The organism is Bifidobacterium sp. ESL0784, from assembly GCF_029433295.1.
Taxonomy (GTDB): domain Bacteria; phylum Actinomycetota; class Actinomycetes; order Actinomycetales; family Bifidobacteriaceae; genus Bifidobacterium.
Genome location: NZ_JAQTHV010000004.1, coordinates 20401 through 39513 on the forward strand (window position 1 = coordinate 20401; position 19113 = coordinate 39513).

The 19113-nt window shown below is 54.6% G+C and carries 17 protein-coding genes and 3 tRNA genes; 14 read left to right on the plus strand and 6 right to left on the minus strand.

The annotated features are described in order from the left end of the window. The first annotated feature begins 42 nt into the window (after positions 1-42). The gene (locus PT279_RS06685; RefSeq protein WP_277166645.1) at positions 43-789 is read left to right on the plus strand and encodes a phosphoglyceromutase; all 747 of its coding nucleotides are present in this window, start codon (positions 43-45) and stop codon (positions 787-789) included. 311 nt (positions 790-1100) lie between these two features. On the opposite strand, the gene phoU is transcribed toward PT279_RS06685, so the two are convergent. Continuing rightward, the gene (gene phoU, locus PT279_RS06690) at positions 1101-1778 is read right to left on the minus strand and encodes a phosphate signaling complex protein PhoU (RefSeq protein ID WP_277166646.1); all 678 of its coding nucleotides are present in this window, start codon (positions 1776-1778) and stop codon (positions 1101-1103) included. A gap of 105 nt (positions 1779-1883) precedes the next feature. Then, on the minus strand, positions 1884-2150 hold the full coding sequence (locus tag PT279_RS06695; RefSeq protein ID WP_277166647.1) for a hypothetical protein: 267 nt from the start codon (positions 2148-2150) through the stop codon (positions 1884-1886). A gap of 119 nt (positions 2151-2269) precedes the next feature. On the opposite strand from PT279_RS06695, the gene manA reads away from it, so the two are divergent. The 4 genes from manA (at position 2270) to PT279_RS06715 (ending at position 7354) form a co-directional block, all read left to right on the plus strand. Further along, the gene (gene manA, locus PT279_RS06700) at positions 2270-3955 is read left to right on the plus strand and encodes a mannose-6-phosphate isomerase, class I (RefSeq protein ID WP_277167038.1); all 1686 of its coding nucleotides are present in this window, start codon (positions 2270-2272) and stop codon (positions 3953-3955) included. 335 nt (positions 3956-4290) lie between these two features. Then, entirely contained in the window at positions 4291-5214 is a 924-nt protein-coding gene (locus tag PT279_RS06705) for a CHAP domain-containing protein (protein ID WP_277166648.1), read from the plus strand. 205 nt (positions 5215-5419) lie between these two features. Then, on the plus strand, positions 5420-6169 hold the full coding sequence (locus PT279_RS06710) for a C40 family peptidase (RefSeq protein WP_277166649.1): 750 nt from the start codon (positions 5420-5422) through the stop codon (positions 6167-6169). A 177-nt stretch (positions 6170-6346) separates the two neighbouring features. Continuing rightward, on the plus strand, positions 6347-7354 hold the full coding sequence (locus PT279_RS06715; protein WP_277166650.1) for a universal stress protein: 1008 nt from the start codon (positions 6347-6349) through the stop codon (positions 7352-7354). A 242-nt stretch (positions 7355-7596) separates the two neighbouring features. Here PT279_RS06715 and PT279_RS06720 read toward each other — a convergent pair whose 3' ends face one another. Continuing rightward, positions 7597-8013, minus strand: a complete 417-nt coding sequence (locus PT279_RS06720; protein ID WP_277166651.1) for an OsmC family protein — start codon at positions 8011-8013, stop codon at positions 7597-7599. A gap of 404 nt (positions 8014-8417) precedes the next feature. Between PT279_RS06720 and PT279_RS06725 the strand changes: the two genes are divergently transcribed. The 3 genes from PT279_RS06725 to PT279_RS06735 all read left to right on the plus strand — a co-directional run bounded on the left by PT279_RS06725 (position 8418) and on the right by PT279_RS06735 (position 10903). Next, positions 8418-9287, plus strand: coding sequence for a thymidylate synthase (locus PT279_RS06725; protein WP_277166652.1), 870 nt, complete (start codon positions 8418-8420; stop codon positions 9285-9287). Between the two features lie 120 nt (positions 9288-9407). Continuing rightward, entirely contained in the window at positions 9408-10067 is a 660-nt protein-coding gene (locus tag PT279_RS06730; protein WP_277166653.1) for a dihydrofolate reductase, read from the plus strand. A gap of 326 nt (positions 10068-10393) precedes the next feature. After that, entirely contained in the window at positions 10394-10903 is a 510-nt protein-coding gene (locus tag PT279_RS06735) for a low molecular weight protein-tyrosine-phosphatase (protein ID WP_277166654.1), read from the plus strand. A 274-nt stretch (positions 10904-11177) separates the two neighbouring features. On the opposite strand, the gene PT279_RS06740 is transcribed toward PT279_RS06735, so the two are convergent. From PT279_RS06740 to PT279_RS06750, 3 genes are all read right to left on the minus strand, one after another. Continuing rightward, a tRNA-Phe gene (locus tag PT279_RS06740) sits at positions 11178-11253 on the minus strand. A gap of 45 nt (positions 11254-11298) precedes the next feature. Continuing rightward, positions 11299-11372: transfer RNA gene (locus PT279_RS06745), tRNA-Asp, on the minus strand. A 195-nt stretch (positions 11373-11567) separates the two neighbouring features. Next, entirely contained in the window at positions 11568-12224 is a 657-nt protein-coding gene (locus tag PT279_RS06750) for a DUF4190 domain-containing protein (RefSeq protein WP_277166655.1), read from the minus strand. 54 nt (positions 12225-12278) lie between these two features. Between PT279_RS06750 and trmB the strand changes: the two genes are divergently transcribed. The 6 genes from trmB (at position 12279) to cydB (ending at position 19068) form a co-directional block, all read left to right on the plus strand. Further along, positions 12279-13085, plus strand: a complete 807-nt coding sequence (trmB, locus tag PT279_RS06755) for a tRNA (guanosine(46)-N7)-methyltransferase TrmB (RefSeq protein ID WP_277166656.1) — start codon at positions 12279-12281, stop codon at positions 13083-13085. A 206-nt stretch (positions 13086-13291) separates the two neighbouring features. Continuing rightward, positions 13292-13363, plus strand: a tRNA-Glu gene (locus PT279_RS06760). Between the two features lie 376 nt (positions 13364-13739). Next, positions 13740-14915: an NAD(P)/FAD-dependent oxidoreductase gene (locus PT279_RS06765; RefSeq protein WP_277166657.1), complete on the plus strand. Its 1176-nt coding sequence runs from the start codon at positions 13740-13742 to the stop codon at positions 14913-14915. A gap of 391 nt (positions 14916-15306) precedes the next feature. Then, a complete protein-coding gene (locus PT279_RS06770; protein ID WP_277166658.1) occupies positions 15307-16488 on the plus strand; it encodes an NAD(P)/FAD-dependent oxidoreductase in 1182 nt (393 codons plus the stop codon). A gap of 46 nt (positions 16489-16534) precedes the next feature. Then, positions 16535-18001 carry a cytochrome ubiquinol oxidase subunit I gene (locus PT279_RS06775; protein WP_277166659.1) on the plus strand — a complete coding sequence of 489 codons (1467 nt, stop codon included), beginning with the start codon at positions 16535-16537 and terminating at the stop codon, positions 17999-18001. Continuing rightward, on the plus strand, positions 17998-19068 hold the full coding sequence (cydB, locus tag PT279_RS06780; protein ID WP_277166660.1) for a cytochrome d ubiquinol oxidase subunit II: 1071 nt from the start codon (positions 17998-18000) through the stop codon (positions 19066-19068). Before PT279_RS06775 ends, cydB begins: the two co-directional genes overlap by 4 nt. The last annotated feature ends 45 nt before the right edge of the window (positions 19069-19113 follow it).

A 19113-nucleotide genomic window follows, 5' to 3' on the forward strand; every position in this document is an offset into this window, starting at 1 on the left:
ATTTCTTATTACATTGTCCTTTTCTTCGACTAATATTGAAATATGTCATATAAATTAGTATTGCTCAGGCACGGCCAGAGCGCATGGAATAAAACAAACCAGTTCACCGGTTGGGTGGACGTTCCGCTCACGGAACAGGGTGTCGAGGAAGCCAAGCATGGTGGCCAGCTCCTCAAAGAGAAGAATGTCCTTCCCGACATTGTCTTCACTTCGCTGCTGCGTCGCGCGATCAACACCGCCAACTATGCCCTGGATGAGGCCGATCGCCTCTGGATTCCGGTGAAGCGTAGCTGGAGGCTCAACGAGCGCCACTATGGCGCCCTGCAAGGCAAGAACAAGTCCGAGATCCGCGAGAAGTACGGCGACGAGAAGTTCATGATCTGGCGTCGTTCCTACGGTACTCCGCCGCCAGAGATCGATCCAAGCGATGAGTTCTCGCAGAACAGTGACCCCCGTTATGCAGGCGATCCGGTGCCTGAGACTGAGGCTTTGGCCAACGTCGTCACCCGCGTGACCCCGTATTGGGAGTCCGACATCGTTCCCGAGCTGAAGAGCGGCAAGACCGTTCTGATTGCCGCGCACGGCAATTCCCTGCGTGCCATCGTCAAGATGCTCGACGGTCTTTCGGAAGAGGAAATCTCCAAGGTCAACATTCCGACGGCCATCCCGCTGGTCTACGAGCTTGACGAGAACATGAAGCCGATCAAGCCCCGTGGCGAGTACCTCGATCCTGAAGCTGCTGCCGCCGGCGCTGCTGCCGTGGCTGCACAAGGTCAGGCCAAGAAGTAAGTCGCTGACTTTTTAAAAAAGGACGGTCCATACGACATCGTGTCGTTGGCCGTCCTTTTGCTTTGCTTAAAACGGCGGCAGTACGACCTATATAAATGGCGTCTTGCCAATTGTTCTGTGAGTAACCCTCAATCCTGTGAGTAACCGGCCAGTCCCGCTAGTTTTCGTATGTTTTTGATGTTCAAAACGTACGTTTTCTCGCAGGATTGACGGTTACTCATACAAGCACGTAACGGTCAAAGATAAAGTGCATGCATCTGGATCCCAATCGAGCCGTTCAGCCCTCACCCCAATCGTGGGATTCGTTGTGCTCAGTCTTCATCGAGGTCGCGCGGTTCCTTACTGGGGTCGAAGCCGGAGACGATATAGACCACCTGACGGGCGGTGGAAACGGCGTGGTCGCCAAGACGTTCCATAAACCGCGCAGTCAGCACCACGTCGATGAGCTGCTGTTTCGTGCCCTTCCATGAACCGTCAAGCACCAGTTCGAAGGATTCCTGATGCAGTGCGTCGAGTTTATTGTCATCGGCGATAACCTGTTGCGCCAGCGTCGTGTCGCGGTCAGCGAGCATTTCCGGGAGCCTGTCGGCAGTGACATCGAGCAGTTCGCGCATGCTTTCGAAAATATGAAGGGTTTTCTCGTCGTCCGGCAGAGCAGAAGCGGGGTAGGCCCGGTAGGCCGTTTGCGCAATATGCTGGGCCAAATCACCCATGCGCTCGATGGTAGAAGCCAGTCGCAGCGTGGCGACGACCACACGCAAATCAGTGGCCACGGGACTTTGCTGGGCCAGTAATTTCACGCACTGGTCGAGAATCTGTTTCTCTAGTGCGTCGATGGCCGCGTCACCGTCAATGACGGATTTGGCTGCATCCATATCTTTGTCCATCAGCGCTTTTCCGGCTCCATGAATCGCGGCGCAAACCCCGTTGGCCATGCTCTCCAGATCGTCGGCGACCGCCTTGAGTTCTTCGTTGTAGATGACGCGCATGTGAGCTTCTTTCATTGTGGTTGGATATGCCGGTTATGCGTTGATCGTTGAATTAAGTGGATAGGAAAGCTGAAAGTATGCGAAACGTAAAATAATCAGGAATGATTACTTTGAATCGGCCGCACCGAGACGGCGGTAATCCCAACGGTCGAAATGCTCCCAAACCAGCATCAACACGCCGATGATGACTCCAGCCGAGCACAAGACAATCGCTTCAATGACATGGAATCCGCATGCCATCAATATGGCGCTGACCGCAAGGGCGATAAGCCACCAGCTGGTGATGATCAGAAACGTCTTGCGCAAATCGACCTGGACAGCCTTCGGGGCTGGCTTACAGACATCAGGGTTGATGATCGGGGCAAACTTCATACCTTTGATTTTAGTATCCGGGGCTAACCTTAAGTTGGCTATGCGCTGATTGTGTTGGTGAATCGGTATGAGAGCCATGAGAGCATAGAGAAAGCGTTACGTACAAGGAGCCTTTGCAAGTGTATTCGATCCACCCGGTCACTAAGCGGTATGCCTGGGGTTCCTATACCCATTTGCAGGTGATGTTCGCTTCGCAGCTGACCGCCCGGGACGCGTCTTCGGGCCTTGCTGAAGGAGCAGGGAAGAGCGGCGAAGGGGAGTGGCGATTCTCCTCGGGCGAAATTCAGAAGCCGCAAACCGAAACCTCAACGAATAGGGGTGAGAGCACCTTTGCGGATATGCCGAGTACGCGTGGTCCCGTCGCCAGTGCCGCTGATGATCCCATCGCGGAGATGTGGTTCAGTGGCCATGCCCAATGGCCTTCACAAGTAGATTTGGATTTGCGACAGGCCGGCGAAGAGCTCTCGAAAGATAAACGGCATAAATGGAACAGGTCGTTGGCAAGGTTGCACCATCCGCGTGTTCCTGGCCATGCAGAGTCCGGGAATCTCGATGTTTCGATGGCCCTGACCGACCTTATCCGCGCCGACCCCGAAGACATGCTTGGCGCTCGCTGTTCCGATAAATTCGGTCCGGTCCTGCCATACCTCCTGAAAGTGATTTCCGCGCGTATCCCGCTTTCCCTGCAGGTCCATCCCATCGATTTTCAGGCACGTGCAGGCTTCAACGCCGAAAATGCATACCATATACCGATGGATGCGCCCGAGCGCTCATTCAAGGACGCGGTGGCGAAAAACGAGATGGTGGTCGCATTGGAACCCTTTGAGGCTTCCGTCGGCTTTGCGACGCCTGCTTTCATGCTTTCCAACCTGACCTTGGTGGACCATCCTCTCGCCGGACGCATGGTGGAGGCGCTGACGCCGCAGGCCCATCACGGCATGCACGTTGTCGACGGCATGTACGGGATGTTCAATGTATTGGCGCAGAACCAAGAACCGGCAGACGAGGATTTCGCCGAGGCCGATGCGCTGATGCCGATAGCCTCTGCCGTCTGGCAGCCTTCCCATAAACGGATCTTCCGCGCTTTTTATACAGCAATCGCGGCTGGTCATGTTGAGGGCCTGCGCAAGGCTCTGCAAAAAGCGGCATCCGAGGTTTCCGACGAACGCTCTCAGCTCGCTTTTCACCACGCTCTGGCCGCGGAAAAGGCTTTTCCCGGTGATCCGAGTGTGCTGGCGTTGTTGATGATGAATCCCCTGGCCTTGCAGGAAGGCGAGTCCGTCTTCATTCCCGCAGGTACCCCGCATGCCTATATTCATGGCACCGGCGTTGAGATCATGACCAATTCCGACAACGTCCTGAGAGCCGGTATGACCGTCAAGCACAAGGACATTGCCGACTTTCTGCAAAGTCTCGATTGCAGCTCTTCCTCACCTATCGATCCCAGTGTCAGCTGGATGGCCGATTGGGGTGGCATGTTCGGCAATCGGGTCATCTACAGGCCGAAAATCGATGAGTTCATGTTGAGTTTTGGCAGGGTCGGGACCCAGCAGCGTCCCTGGCCGATGATGGAACGGTTGTCTCGTCGTTACGGGAGACTCATGACCAAAGTTTCCCTGTCCAACCGGCATTTCGGCCCGCGAATCGTGGTGTGCATCGAAGGATCCGTAAAGGTTGTCAGTTCCCGCGAATCCAGGATTTTGCAGCAAGGTGACGCCGTTTTTATCTCTGCTCGTGATGGGCGGGTGCAGCTGGACTCGGACAGCGAAGTCGGCACGTTCATCATGGCCTCCACGCAGGTGTGAGCTTTCAGGATAGGTCTGCCGTTTGAGCGAGGCGTCAAAGACTCGTCGGGGCCTGTGCAGCCCAGTGCGGCACCTTGTCGGGATTTGGCTTTGAGCCGGTAAAATTGACGTATTTATTGTGAAGGAAGTGTGACACGCCGATAGACCGATTGGATTCTGCGGTTTTTAAAAGCAACACCTTGATCGTGCCTTAAAAAAATCAGGGCTTGAAGTATTCTGGTAGCAGAAAACAAGAAGCGGTGGATGCATTTTCCGATGGCTTATTGATACGGTGTTGTACCGGTAAGTTCGTCAAGGTATTTTCCGCAGAAACACTGTCCGCAAGGAGTTGATCTATGGTTCAGGGTGCGCACAAGGCACGGAGAGGCGCAAAACGGTCTAATACCGTCTCCTCCCTCTTCTCTCCTGCAAAGGGGACGCATTCGCTGAAGGCGGTGCGGCAGGCGCAGGCTGTTGCCACCAACGGTGCCATGATTGGCTTGAATCCCGAGGTCGTCGACAAGCTCAACGAGATCGTGCCGGAAACCCGCCGTTCCATTCGCTTGGCCCGGGAGTCCGAGAACCGTCGCCATACCGCAGTCGTTTCAGCTTCGCTGGCTGCATTAGTCGGTGCCACAGCCACCGCCGCGATGGCGGGCAACCCTACTAAGCCGACTTTTAATGCGGCCGGAGAGACCACCACTACTTCAACCTTGAGGCCGGTCAATGCCGCATCGCGCTCGGAGGATCGTGTTCCTCTGCAGTCCAACGGCACGCAAGGTACGTGGAGCCTGGGGGAGTCGAACACTGCTCTGGACGTTTCCGCGATGTCGAAGTCGATTGCCAACAATCCCCAGATCGCGAATCTGATGGATCAGGACTATAAGGTGTTGCCCGCTGGCTTCAACCCGAATCATCCCACAGGCGATTCCGGCAACAATTATGAATTTAGCCAGTGCACATGGTGGGCATACGTGCGTAGGCACCAGCTCGGACTTCCTGCAGGTTCGCAGATGGGTAACGGTGCCCAGTGGGCGGATTCAGCTCGTTCCCTGGGCTATTGGGTTGATCGCACGGCACGTCACGTCGGTGACATCATGGTCTTCGCTCCCGGTCAGGATGGTTCCAACCCGACCTGTGGTCATGTAGCCATCATCGAACAGATCAATCCCGATGGCTCCGTTGTCACTTCGGAGTGTGGTGCCGCCTATCAGGGCAAGACCTTTTCGAAGACCTATACCGCCGATCAGGTCGCAGCTCACCAGATTATTCATTACTGAGTCTGCGTTTTCTTTTCGTCATTTTTGCTTTCACAGAAATTTGTGAAGGTTATATTTGGCGATGAACGTATTTCGGTTATCCATATTTGGCCTGAAATGCAAGGAATCCTGCGTCTGAAAACCAGAACGTGGTCCACTTGAAGTTATCTTTCCGGCACCTCGTCGCCGGCGGATTATGTTGCAGCTCTATGATAGCCTGAATGACATGATGAAAGCTTCGAAGATCTGTGCATCCTTGGCCGCGCTTGCACTGAGCGCCTCAGCCCTCATTGCATTCTCTCCTACCGCCTCTGCTGCCAATGAGGACAACGATCCGGTCACTTCCTCCCGTTCGTTCCGCAAGGTCAGTACCGTACGTAAAGACCTGCTTAAGGAATCCACTTCCACCGACGTTGATGCCAAATCGAATTGGGGAGGCATCGAGTCCCTCGATGTTCCTCAGACCCAGTCACAGGCCGAAAAGGACGCTGCTGCAGCAAAGCAGCGTGCCGATGCCGCTGCTGCCGCAAGTGCGGCCGCTGCTTCTCGTTCCGCTGCAAGGGATTCGTTGAGTTCAGCTTCGCCGCAGCCTCAGAATTTCACCGTCACGCCTCCTAACGGGCAGTCGGTTTCGAGTCTGCTGGCTTTCGCCAACCAGTTCGTCGGCGTGGTTCCTTACAAGTACGGCGGTAACACTCCCGCAGGTTGGGATTGCTCCGGTTTTGTGCAGTATGTGTTCGGTAACTTTGGCATTGCCCTTCCGCATGGTTCTGGCGCCCAGATGAGTGCAGGCAGGCCCGTTGCGGACATTTCCCAGGCGATGCCTGGTGATTTGCTTGCAGGTCCCGGCCATGCCGCCATTTATGTCGGTAATGGTCAGGTGGTCAATGCGCTTAATCCTACCGCCGGTACCACGTATAGCCCTATAGGCTATGCCTTCTCTTCAGGTAATTATGTTATTCGCAGGCTTCTTTGAATTTCAATGGGCAAAGCCAGATAAAAGAAATTCTGTTGCCTAGATAAACGTTGAAACGTGTCTCGAAAACGGGGCACGTTTTCTTATATAACGAAGAATTTAGTGCTTGGCTCTCAAGGCTGGTATTCTTGAAGTAGAGCCGTTATGAGCGGTGTCACGTATGTCAAGGAGGTAGTCATGGTAAACGACAAGGCTGTTCTGGTAGGTGTGGATGGTTCGCAAGCCAGCTACAAGGCAACCTGGTGGGCGGCGAATTACGCCAAGCACGCAGGATTGACGCTGCAGATCGTTTGCGCGTACTCTCTGCCCAGTTATGCAGCGGTTTCATTCGATTCCACATACACTTCCATGGGCGACGACAACGCGGCCCATATCGACGCGCAGGAGATTCTTTCCAAGGCCAAGGCCATTGCCGACGAGCAGGGAGTGGAGGCACAGACGCTGATTGTCACCGGAGATCCTTCTTCGGTCTTCGTCGAGCTATCGCGCAACTACAACCTGATCGTTATCGGCAACCGTGGCAAGGGCGGATTGGCCGAGCGTCTGCTTGGGACCACCAGCTCGTCGCTGCCGGCGTACGCTTACTGCCCGATTATCGTGGTGCCTTATACCGATGACGACGGTAAGACGATGCATCTGAACAATACCATCAAGCGAGTGGCTGTCGGCATTGACGCCAGCGCGTGGGGTTTGAAGGCTCTGCAGATCGCAGCCGACCTTTCCGCCGACCGTGGCGCAGAACTTGACGTCATCGATGCTGTGGCAGGCCTGCAAGGGGTCAGCGACGAGGATGGCGTTTACGATTCCTATATGGAAGATCTCGAAACTCAGATTGCTCCGGTTCGCAAGGCTCATCCGGATCTGAAGATCACCAAGACCATCGTTCCCGAATCCGCAGTCAGCGCTCTGACCAAGGCCAGCTATGACCATGACATCGTGGTTGTCGGCTCCCGCGGCAAGGGAGGATTCACCGGTCTCCTGGTCGGTTCCACCAGCCAGGGGCTTATCCAGCATGCTGCCGGCCCGGTCTATGTGGTGCCGCGCAAGTATGTGGAGGCTGAGAAGTCGCGTTCCGACGGTGCCATCGAAGGCATCGAGGGCGTCGAACAGGTCTCCGTGAAGACAGCCGATAGCTCCGCAGCCGAGGCCATCGAATCCTCCATCGACCCGGAGCACAAGGGCTGATTGCAGGTTTCGCCTTTAGACGCTAAGGGCGGCGCCGATTCCCGTAAAGGATATCGGCACCGCCCTTTTGTTGAGTTGGAATAGATTACCGGCCAGAAAGTCTGTTCGGAATAAGCTTAAAAAAACATTCTTTCGTATAGCGCGAGACCGGAGAGGCTCCAGAACCATTCCGCCGGTCTCGCAATGCCTCAAGGTTGGCCTCCGGCACATTTCCAGCAATTACCCTATTGTGACAGGAACCACTACTTGGTGAGTACCTTGACGTCCATCGTCACTGGCGTGGCGACTTCGTAGGTATGCATCACCGTGCAGGACTTCTCGATGTGCTTTTCGACGCGGTCCTTGAGCTTTTCGACGTCCTCGCCGTGGATGCCGGCGCTTTGGGCGTCAACGACCACCTGTTCGCGAAATGCGGTGTAACCGTCAGCCTCCGGGTCGTAATCACCGTCGACGGTGATCTTCGCACCCTTGCCTTCGCCAAGGCTGTTCTCGATGGTCATCTGGCTGGAAAGCGCGCCGCAGCCCGCCAGAGCCACCTTCATCAGGTCACCGGGGTTGAACAGGCCTTTGCCGTGCCCGAACTTGATGTGTGCGCCATCATCGCTGAACGCGTCCCAGGAACCATCCTTGTTGCGCTCCACCCACAGTTTCTTTGCCATTGCGTACCTCCTCGCGGTTATGCCTCGCTCTTCGCAGAGGCGTTTCTCTACCAATCTAACCCCAAGCCCCGCCGTTATATGTATCTGGCGCAGGAGTTGGTGGACGAACAGGATACATCCAGATATGTCCCTTTTCTGTCAGTGAAATAAAAGCGGCGTGGCCGGTTGCGTAATTCGTCGGTTTATTTGTGCCTTTTTACTTGCTTGCCGGGCATATCTTAAGTAAAAAGACACAAATAGCGGCTCTAAATATTGCTTTTTACTTAATCGGTGTGAGCAAGCATGTAAAAAAGCGCAAATTCCGCTTTCTCGGGCCATTCTCATGGATTCGGTGTCTTACGATAGGCGGATGCTCATCGTTTCGGTATCGACGTGGCCGATGCTGCTTGCTAGAATGGTTAGTTATGTTGACCCAAGAACAGCTTGAAGAAATTCGTCAGAGGATTCCCGCACGTCCAAAAACCGACATTCCCATGCCTTACGAGGATTTGGTACGGGATATCCTTACACAAGGGACGCTCAAGACCGACCGTACCGGCACAGGCACGATTTCCCTGTTCGGCCGCCAGATGCGCTTCGACCTTTCCAAAGGTTTCCCGCTTTTGACCACCAAGACGGTCTATTTCAAGGGCATCGCCTACGAGCTGCTGTGGTTCCTCAAGGGTTCGAGCAACGTGCGCTGGCTGCAGGAAAACAATGTGCACATCTGGGACGAGTGGGCCGATGAGAACGGCGACTTGGGACCGGTTTACGGGGTGCAGTGGCGCAGTTGGCCGGCACCGAGCAAAGATGATCCGAATCGGACCATCGACCAGATTTCCAACGTATTGAATCTCATCAAAACGCATCCCGATTCCCGTCGCATGATCGTGACGGCCTGGAACCCGGCCGAGGTCGAGCAGATGGCGTTGCCGCCTTGCCACGCGCTTTTCCAGTTCTATGTGGCCGATGGCAAGCTTTCCTGCCAGCTTTATCAGCGTTCTTGCGACATGTTCCTGGGGGTTCCGTTCAATATCGCTTCCTACTCGCTGCTCACGTTGATGATGGCGCAGCAGACCGGGCTGAAACCGGGGGAGTTCGTCTGGACCGGCGGTGATTGCCATGTCTACGACAATCACATTGATCAGGTTCTGACCCAGCTGAGGCGCGATCCCTACCCATATCCTCAAATCGAGATCCGTAAGGCCGATTCGATTTTCGATTACCAATACGAAGACTTCAAGATCGTCAATTACCAGCATCATCCCGCCATCAAGGCTCCGGTCGCGGTCTGAGGCAGAGACCATACCGAACCGGACGAAATCACGGGGTCGAAGCAGGTTTTAATCGAAGTGAAATCGCGTCTGAGGTGTTGGTTAGACTAACAATACTGCCTAATTCAAGGAGTACATGAAATGGAGCATGACAGTAGCCGAACTGGCTATCACGAACCCGAGCCCGGGCTTGCCGGGCAAAAAGTCACCGAGGACTGGGGAGACGATGTCGTCAAGACGTTCTCGGTCAATCTCATCTGGGCGTGCGGTGAGGATATGCAAGGCCGTCCCGATGCGATGGGGTTCAAAGGCGGGATGCCTTGGCATCTTGCCGAAGACATGAAGCGTTTCAAAGAATTGACCGTTTCGCACCCGGTGATTATGGGTCGCAAAACATGGGATTCGCTTGATCCGAAATATCGTCCGTTGCCGAACCGCGACAATATCGTGGTCTCTCACGACCCGAACTGGCGCGCTGCTGGGGCCACCACGGCCAATGACATTGATGCGGCTCTTGATTTCGCCCGTCAGGAAGCCATTCCCGATGATGGTTTGGATCGCAGCGAGATCTGGGTGATTGGGGGAGCGCAGCTGTTCCGTTCCGTCATGCCGTTCGCCAACAAGGCGTACGTCACCTATATCCGTGGCCGTTTTGACGCAGACACCTACGCGCCCGATATGGACGAGCTGGTGCGGGCCGGGGCTTGGAACGTGCAGGACGATGGACCGTGGGAGACTCCGCGCAAGCCGGAAGGTGCCGTCGAAGCGTATCGTTTCGTCACGTATCACAAAAATCGGTAAGATTTTTTAATTTTTTCAATATTGACACAGATACGATTGCTTTCGTGGTTGTATCTGCGTCGTTTGTTATTCGCGCCGACGTCGTCAATTGGTTTGATATATTGTGCTAAACCCTCGTAAGGCTGAGTCTGCCTTGCTTACTTTCTGGCGATGTCGGTATTGACTTTGCGAAATTGCTCTCAAGATCTGTCTGTTATATTTGCGGTATGTTTATCCGGATACGTTATCGATACCTGGTCTGTTGCGTGAGAGCCTATTACGGTCGAGTCGTTATGATGGCAGTATCGATGTCATCCGTACTTTGATAACAGAAAGATACTTCTACTATGTCCAATCATCCTTACACCGTCATGACCGTCTGCACCGGAAACATCTGCCGTTCCCCGATGGCCGAAATCATCCTGCGCGCCAACTTCGAAGAGCGCGGGTTGGGGGACAAGGTACGGGTGATGTCCAGCGGCGTCAGCGACGAGGAATATAGCCATCCCATCGACCCACGTGCCGTACGCGTGCTGCGCCAGCGCGGTTATGAGATTCCCAAGCACCATTTCGCGCATCGCATCACCCCCGAGGAAATTGACGAAAGCGACCTTTTCCTGCCGATGACCGCTTCGCACGAGAAGGGGTTGCTGCGCCTCCTGCCGGCCGATAAGAAGCCGGAAGTGCATCTCTACCGCAGCTTCGATCCGAACCTGCCCAAGCCCGCTCCCGGCCACGAAAGCGATATCGACCTGGTCGACCCGTGGTACGGTGGACCGCGCGATTTCGACATCGCCATCGATCAAATCGACGGCGTCGCCCCCTATATCGTCGATTGGGTAGCCAAGCAGCTCTGAGAGAGCAGATATGCCTCGGCCCCGATGTTCGTTTTTGGGCATCGGGGCCGAGGCATGTATTGAAAGTTAGGCTTATTCCTAGTGTTTAGTTACGGCCTCATCAGATAAAGCTTTATTCGCAGGCTAGATTCCATTGAGTCACCTTCACAACAAACATAACCAGTACACCATCCGAATCTGCTGGGTAAATGCTGGGTTTTGACTAGAATCTATGCGATTGCAAGAAATGGAAAAGCCCCGAAACCATTGTGATTGCTTGGTTTCGAGACCTGAGTGGTGGCTCCGAGCGGCATCGATCCGCTGACCTAACGATTTTCAGTCGTTCGCTCTACCAACTGAGCTACAGAGCCATGAATAATCAAAAACCCGGCGAACCGGGCTTAAGACCATTCGAGCGACTCCGGCCAGACTTGAACTGGTGACCTCCGCCGTGACAGGGCGGCGCTCTAACCAACTGAGCTACGGAGCCGTGGCTTGCTTTCATCAAGCAGCCGAGTGTTAATTTTACTCAGATCGGAATCAAATGCAACCCGGGAGCCATTTCAGCGTGTCGCCTATGATGCCAAGGATTAGGAACGCCGCGAATCATTTGTAATTCAAAATAGCTGACGTCCGCTGAACCCAGCGGAGAAAATCATTGTAGGCAGGGCTTTCTGAGTATCGTTCAGGCTGCGGTCGGCAACGTGCTCATATTCGTGACGGTGCTTCCCTGGTTGAAATCATAAAGATAATAGGCATAGTCTGTGTCTTCATTGTCATCGTCGGGATCGTCGCCGTCGTCATCGTAAGGGTCGGAGCTGCAGTCCGAACCATGGCAGCTTTGATCGTCGGTATCCGAATGGTTGATTGCATAGCCGAATGCCGAAACGAACACAATGACGATAATGATGTTCAGGACTGTCCTGACTGCGCCGATGACGATTCCGGCTATGGACATTCCCTTGCTTTTTTCGCCGCTGCGATTGATCTGAACGAGTGCGACCACGGAAAGCACTAAGCCGATAACCGGCATAAGGAAAGAAAGAACGAAGCCGACGATACACAGCGTGTTCCACTTCTGGTTCGGGGCCGGGGCATAGTAAATCTGAGGGCCCACAGGCGGCATTGAACCAGGAGCTGCAGAAGAAGGCACTGGGCCGGGGCCAGAAGGCGGCACCGACCCTGCATACGGCTGGTAGCGGTAGCCCGGTGTCTGCTGCCCCGCACTTGGGTCTTGGAAGGAGGTTTGCCCCGACTGCTGCCCAGGTTGCGAGGCTGGGTCGCCATATTGGTAGGAAGGCTGTCCCTGTGGCGGGGTCGCGTTGAAATCGTTCTCGTTCATAGCCAACAGTGTACGCGCGTACGGTGAAGTTTCCGGGTCCGCCTTCCGTTAAACTTGGGATTCGTGCAGAAAAACGACAAAAGAATCCATCAGGTGCTATCATACGTGCGACGGACGGGACGCCTCGACGACCGGCTCAAACGAGCCTGGCAGCGCTATTCACCGGTTTTTCTGCTCGATATCAGCGCGGGGGAGGGCCTGCTCGATTTGAAGCCGGGCTTCGTGCTCGATCATGGTTTCGTGAGCAAGATTTGGGGCAACGAAAATCCGCTCATCATGGAAATCGGTACGGGACAGGGCGAGAACATCATCGCTGCGGCGCAGGCGCATCCCGACATCAATTTCCTGGCTGTGGAGGTCTATGATCCCGGCGTGGCCCATACGATGCTGCGTGCCGGCAAGCTTGCCCTCGCCAATCTGCGTATCGCCCAGATTAACGCCCCGGAGCTGTTCACGGTGTGCGAGCCGGGTGTGGCCCGCGAAGTGTGGACGTTCTTCCCCGACCCGTGGCCCAAAATGCGCCATCACAAGCGCCGTATCGTCCAGCCGGCGCTTGCTGCGGATATTCGCAAGGCGCTGGAGGAAAGGGGCGTTTGGAGACTTGCCACGGACATCGAGGATTATGCCCTGCACATCCACGAGGTGATGGACGGTCGTACCGATTTCGCCAACAGCGGCACGCTGACCGTTTCTCTGCCCACCGAGCATGTCGGCAAAGGGACGGCGGAAAAGGCAGCGACTCTGCCTCACGCCGATTTCAAGGAATCGGAGCGCTACGGAGGCCGGGTGCTTACCAATTTCGAGAAAAAGGGTCTGGCTGCCGGCCGGGTCATTCACGACCTTACCTATCGAGCCATTTGAGGTTGTGTATAGTCCAATTGAGGCCGGTACGTTGTGCCATATGGCTTTTGCTTGTTTCTCAGTTGTGCGGCGAGATATATCGGCAAGGTGATGGTATTGCGTAATGGCGATGCATGTGTTTGTCAAAGCATTGCGGTCAATCGGCGATGGTCAACACGCCGGACTTGCTCGAGTCGAGCTCGTATTTTAAGATGAGTAGGTTGTTAGCCCCCCTCGTCTAACGGTTAGGACACCAGACTTTCAATCTGACAACAAGAGTTCGACTCTCTTGGGGGGTACTTCTTCCAGAGTTTTTCAAACATTCCTCTTTCAGCTGTTGCAGGATATATGCGATTGATATTTTCCTTCGGGATTGGATTTGTTTCCGATTGCATTCATCTTTCTTGAAAAGTAGCACATTATGTTCGCTGCGATGCAGGGCTGATTGTTTTGCCTGATTGTTGCAAACGTTTTTCTTTGGGTTTGGATTTCGGTATGCATTTGTGAAATGCGTCATATTGGGTAGTCGATTCGTGCAGAAGTGCATCTGATTGTGCAAATTAAATCGTTTTTCTTAATTAAAGAAGATATTTTAAAACTGTAAGCATTAGGTGAGAGCGATACAGAGTTGGATTGGTACCTGCTCTTATACAATTCCCAACGGAGGGGGTCAAGATGGCGAAAATCGTTATTCTCGGTGCGGGTTATGGCGGCATGCGCACCGCCAAGCAGCTGGCCAAGGTCAACAATCTCGATGTCGAAATCGTCCTGGTCAACAAGAATCCGTATCACTATCAGTCCACCGAATTGCACGAGGTCGCGGCCGGCACCAAGGAGCCCGACCAGATCACCTTCGACGTGCGCAAGGCCGTCGATCCGAAAGTCAAGGTCATCATCGACGAGGTCACCAAGGTTGATCAGGACGCCAAAAAGGTCGAGCTGAAGAACGGCGAACCCCTTACCTATGATTATTTGGTCAATGCACTGGGCTTCGAGTCCGAGACCTTCGGCATCAAGGGCGCCGACGAAAACGGCTGGCCGATTCTCGACATCAACACCGCCGTCGCGGCCCGTAAGCATCTCGAAGACACCCTGAAGAACTACAAGACCAGCCATGATGAGAATGATTTGCGTATTGTGGTCTGTGGCGCCGGCTTCACCTCCATCGAGTACTTGGGCGAGCTGGTCTATCGCATGTCCGAGATGGCCAAGGAATTTGACTTCCCGCTTGATAAAGTCAAGATCGACTGCATCGAGGCGACGCCGAAGATTCTGCCGATGTTCGATCCGAAGCTGGCCGATTGGGGAGTGAAGTTCCTCGAGGACCACGGCGTCACCTTCCACGCCGGCACTCCGATCACCGAAGTCAAGCCCAATGCCGTCATGAGCAACGACACCGCATTCCCGGCCAACACCATTATCTGGACCACCGGTGTGCACGGCAGCCATGTCATTGCCGATTCCGGTTATGACCAGAAGCGCAACCGCGTGGTCGTCGAAGACGACCTGTCGGTCAACGGCCATCCCGAGGAGTTCCTCGTCGGGGATGTCTCCGCCGTCCCCAATCCGAGCAACGGCCGTCTTTATCCGACAACCGCCCAGATTTCCATCGCCGAGGCCGACACCGCCGCGGACAACATCGTCGCGCGCATCAACGGCAAGGAGACAAAGAAGTTCGTCTTCAAGTCCTTGGGCACGCTTTGCTCGCTTGGGCCCAAGACCGGCATCGCCGAAGTCGACATGGGTGGCCACTGGAAGCTCAAGGGCGCCAAGGCGTCGGTCGCCAAGAAGCTCGTCGCCGACCGTTCCGTCACCGAGCTGACGGATGTCTCCGGAATCATGAAGGAGTAGCCGGTCGTCTCTGCTTGCCTGTAAAGCGCCAAACAATCATTAAAAGCCGGAGGGTGGTTCGGGAAGTGTCAATCTTCCCGAACCACCCTCTTTTTGTTTTATATTTTAGTTACAATTATCGATTGATGTTTGCAGGTCTTTCAAAACTACTTGCGTGTGGTCCTTTGTCGTAAAAACCTAGTCATACAAAGGCTTTTGTGGCATAAAAGAATGACGTAAACGTGATACGCGCCATAAAAAAATCGTTATTTGAATTTTTGCGGTTTTAGGCCTGATTTTAATCGTTTTTTGTTCAGCTTTTCATATATTGTTGGAGAATGTTGGCAGTGATGGTGCCCGTTTTTTTGATATGCCCATCGTTCGTGATTAAGCTATAAGGAAAGTGATTGGAATGCAGAGAATTGTTGTTCTCGGAGCAGGTTACGCCGGTATGCGAACCGTGAAGAAATTGACCGGTTTGGGTGTGGATGCCCAGATAGTCCTGGTCAACAAGAATCCGTATCATTACCAGACCACCGAGCTGCACGAAGTGGCTGCCGGTACCAAGGAACCCGCGGATATTACCTTTGATGTTGCCCGGACTTTCGCGAACAAGAAAAACGTCCAGGTGCTTATCGACGAGGTCATCCGCATCGATCAGGACGCCAAAAGCGTCGAACTGAAAAACAATGCGCCTCTTCAATACGACTATCTGGTCAATAGCCTGGGCTTTGAGTCCGAGACCTTCGGTATCAAGGGTGCCAACGAGAACGGCTGGCCGATTGTCGACATCGACACCGCGCTTGCCGCCCGCAAACATCTTGAAGATACGTTGAAACGCTACAAGAGCAGCCATGATCCCAATGATCTCAGGATCATCGTGTGCGGCGCGGGTTTCACCAGCATCGAATACATCGGCGAGCTGGTTTATCGCATGCCCAAGCTTGCCAAGCAATACGGCTTCCCGCTCGATGAGGTCAAGATTGAGTGCATTGAGGCAGGGCCGAGGATTCTCGGCATGTTCGACCAGAATCTGTCTCAATGGGGCGTCGAATACCTTGAGAAAAAGGGCGTGAATTTCCATGTCTCCACCCCGATCACCGAGGTCAAGTCGAATGCCGTGATGAGCAACGACCAGGAGTTCACCGCAAACACCATCATTTGGACGACGGGTGTGCGTGGCAGCCACGTGATCGCGGATTCCGGATATGACCAGAAACGTAACCGTGTGGTGGTCGCGGATGACCTGCGCGTCAACGGGCAGCCGGACCAATTCCTTATCGGCGATGTCTCCGGCGTTGCAAACCCGGGCAATGGCCGTCTCTATCCGACCACGGCGCAGATCTCGATCGCCGAGGCCGATTGCGCGGCGCAGAACCTCGCGGCGTTGCTCAAAGGGCAACCGACCAAGAAGTTCGTCTTCAACGCTCTCGGCACGGTTTGCTCGCTGGGACCGAAAGTGGGGATTGCATCGATTGACATGTTCGGGCATTGGAATCTCAAAGGTTGGATTGCCGGCGTTGCAAAGAAGCTCATAGCAGATCGTTCCACTTTGGAGTTGACCAATATTCGTACTATGCTAGGAAACGATTGATTCTGTGCTTTTCTAGGTACGGAATAGTTGGGAAGAAAGGATAAAAATGACTGTTTTAGGGTTGTCGCGATTCCAGTTCGCGATGACGACGGTCTTCCACTTCTTCTTCGTGCCGTTATCCATTGGCTTGGCGTTTACCGTCGCTGTAATGGAAACGATATACGTAGTGAAGAGGAAATATATTTATAAGCGCATGGCGCAGTTCTGGGGGAAGATCTTCCTCTTGAGCTTTGCCGTCGGCGTAGTGACCGGCATCATTCAGGAGTTCCAGTTCGGCATGAACTGGTCGAACTACTCGCGTTTCATGGGCGACATCTTCGGGGCGCCGCTGGCTATCGAGGCCCTTCTGGCGTTCTTCATGGAGTCCACATTCATCGGTGTTTGGATGTTCACTTGGAAGCGCTTCAAGCCGGGTGTCCATGTCATCTTCATCTGGCTGACCTGGTTGGGTTCAACCTGTTCTGCCATTTGGATTCTCGCTGCGAACAGCTTCATGCAGAATCCTGTCGGCTATGGCATCAACAAGAAGACCGGTCACGCCGAAATGACGAATTTCGCTGCGGTTATCGGTAATCCTCAGCTCTGGCGCTCGTTCCCACACGTGGCCACCGGCGCATTGATGCTCGGCGGCATGATTGTGGTCGGCATGAGCGCTTTCGGATTCATGCGCAAGAACGCCGATCGGGCCTTCTTCACCCGTTCGATCCGCGTCGGTGCCATCATCGCGTTGGTCGGTTCCATTCTCGTCATCATCACCGGTGATTTGCAGACCCTCGAGATCATCAAGGATCAGCCGATGAAGTTCGCGGCAACTGAAGGTATTTACGAGGACCTCAAGAGCCCGGCGCCATGGATGGTCGTCGGCTTCATGAACGAAAGCAGCCACAAGGCCGCTGGTTTTGAGATTCCCGGCATGCTTTCCCTGCTTGCGTTCCACAAGCTTTACGGCGGAACCATTCAAGGCATGAACACTTTGAACCAGCAGTTCCTCGGCGAGCGTGGCAAGATCATCAAGAACGGCATCGCCCATCCTGAGATCTCCAACTACTACGTTCCTGCAAACGTGCTGTTCTGGAGCTTCCGCTTCATGGCCGCGGTTGCCTTCGCCGTGTTGATTCTCACCATCTGCACGCTGTGGTTCACCCGCAAGTCCAAGAACACTTTGGCGGACAGCCGCTGGAAGCTTTGGATTCTGGGTATCTGCACCTATCTGCCGTTCGTCGGTACCACCGGTGGCTGGCTCATCACCGAGCTCGGCCGTTATCCGTGGATCGTCTACGGCCTGCAGACCATCGCCGATGCCGTCTCGCCGACGGCTACCGTGGGCAGCCTGCTGTTCACCAATATCGTGTACTTCCTGCTCTTCTGCCTCATGGGCGGCGTGATGATCTTCTACTCTCGTCGCGTGCTCCATCAGGGACCGGAGCCGGATCCGGAAGGCGCTACGCAGCCGGTTACCGTAGGTTCTCATGTCGGTGCCCATGCGGCCAGTAGAAAGGTGGCGTTGGCATGACCGAGTTTCTCGCTAAGCCTTTGATCGATGGCAATAATTTCCTGCAATTGCTGTGGTTCTTTGTGATTGCTTTGGTATTCGCCATCTTCCTCTTCCTTGACGGCATCGATTTCGGTGTCGGCATGGCCACCCGAGTTCTGGCCCACAACGGCGACGAGCGTGCGCTCTACATGCGTGCGGTCGGCCCCCACTGGGACGGCAACGAGGTCTGGCTCATCACCGGTGGCGGCGCCATGTTCGCGTCCTTCCCGCTGTGGTATGCAAGCCTCTTCTCCGGCTACTACCTGCTGCTCTTCATCGTGCTGGTCGGCCTCATCCTGCGTGGCGTCTCCTTCGAGTTCGCTGCCCATGCGATTACCGACCGCGAACGCAGCGTCTGGCAGTGGGCCAACTTCGCCGGCAGCGTCATCGCGCCGTTCGGCCTAGGCATGATGCTTACCAGCGTCATTCAGGGCGTCCCGATGGATGCGCAGGGCAACGTCCACGCCGGATTCTTCGACGTGGTCAACTGGCTCTCCATCGTCGGCGGCGTGGCTGTGGTGTTCTTCAGCTTCCTGCACGGTCTTCACTTCCTGAGCCTGAAGCTCGATGCGAAGACGTCCGAGCGGATGCTCAACACCTCCAAGAAGGTCTACTGGATTGCCTACCCGGCATTGGTGGTCTTCGTAATCCTGGCGTTCATCTTCACTGATTTCTATCAGCGTCGCACCAAGTCCACGCTTCTGATCACTGTGGTCATCCTGGCCGCGACGATCTGTGGCCACCTTTCCGCCTACAAGAAGCGCGGCGGACTCGCCTTCATCTCCTCTGGTGTCACCCTTGCCGGCATCATCGCCTTCATCTTCAACGGGCTTTTCCCGAACGTGATGATCGCGACCGACCCGTCCAAGAGCCTGGCTGTGTCTGCGGCTTCGTCGTCGCAGTACACGCTGGAGATCATGACCATCGTGCTCTGCTGCTTGCTGCCGATTGTCCTGATCTACTTCATCTGGTCGTATTTCATCATGAGGAAGCGTCTGCTCACGGACAATACGCCGGAAGCCATCAAGGCGGCTTTGGCGCAATAACGAACGCAGGTTCGTCTTTGATGATTGAACAATGAAATCAATACC

What these genes read in the sequence shown, in the direction of transcription:
- PT279_RS06750 (WP_277166655.1), bottom strand. Translation starts at nt 12,224, where the DNA reads ATGAACGAGAACGATTTCAACGCGACCCCGCCACAGGGACAGCCTTCC.
- PT279_RS06710 (WP_277166649.1), top strand. Translation starts at nt 5,420, where the DNA reads ATGATGAAAGCTTCGAAGATCTGTGCATCCTTGGCCGCGCTTGCACTG.
- cydB (WP_277166660.1), top strand. Translation starts at nt 17,998, where the DNA reads ATGACCGAGTTTCTCGCTAAGCCTTTGATCGATGGCAATAATTTCCTG.
- PT279_RS06765 (WP_277166657.1), top strand. Translation starts at nt 13,740, where the DNA reads ATGGCGAAAATCGTTATTCTCGGTGCGGGTTATGGCGGCATGCGCACC.
- PT279_RS06775 (WP_277166659.1), top strand. Translation starts at nt 16,535, where the DNA reads ATGACTGTTTTAGGGTTGTCGCGATTCCAGTTCGCGATGACGACGGTC.
- PT279_RS06705 (WP_277166648.1), top strand. Translation starts at nt 4,291, where the DNA reads ATGGTTCAGGGTGCGCACAAGGCACGGAGAGGCGCAAAACGGTCTAAT.
- PT279_RS06695 (WP_277166647.1), bottom strand. Translation starts at nt 2,150, where the DNA reads ATGAAGTTTGCCCCGATCATCAACCCTGATGTCTGTAAGCCAGCCCCG.
- PT279_RS06730 (WP_277166653.1), top strand. Translation starts at nt 9,408, where the DNA reads ATGGAGCATGACAGTAGCCGAACTGGCTATCACGAACCCGAGCCCGGG.
- PT279_RS06715 (WP_277166650.1), top strand. Translation starts at nt 6,347, where the DNA reads ATGGTAAACGACAAGGCTGTTCTGGTAGGTGTGGATGGTTCGCAAGCC.
- PT279_RS06720 (WP_277166651.1), bottom strand. Translation starts at nt 8,013, where the DNA reads ATGGCAAAGAAACTGTGGGTGGAGCGCAACAAGGATGGTTCCTGGGAC.
- PT279_RS06725 (WP_277166652.1), top strand. Translation starts at nt 8,418, where the DNA reads ATGTTGACCCAAGAACAGCTTGAAGAAATTCGTCAGAGGATTCCCGCA.
- PT279_RS06770 (WP_277166658.1), top strand. Translation starts at nt 15,307, where the DNA reads ATGCAGAGAATTGTTGTTCTCGGAGCAGGTTACGCCGGTATGCGAACC.
- PT279_RS06735 (WP_277166654.1), top strand. Translation starts at nt 10,394, where the DNA reads ATGTCCAATCATCCTTACACCGTCATGACCGTCTGCACCGGAAACATC.
- phoU (WP_277166646.1), bottom strand. Translation starts at nt 1,778, where the DNA reads ATGCGCGTCATCTACAACGAAGAACTCAAGGCGGTCGCCGACGATCTG.
- PT279_RS06685 (WP_277166645.1), top strand. Translation starts at nt 43, where the DNA reads ATGTCATATAAATTAGTATTGCTCAGGCACGGCCAGAGCGCATGGAAT.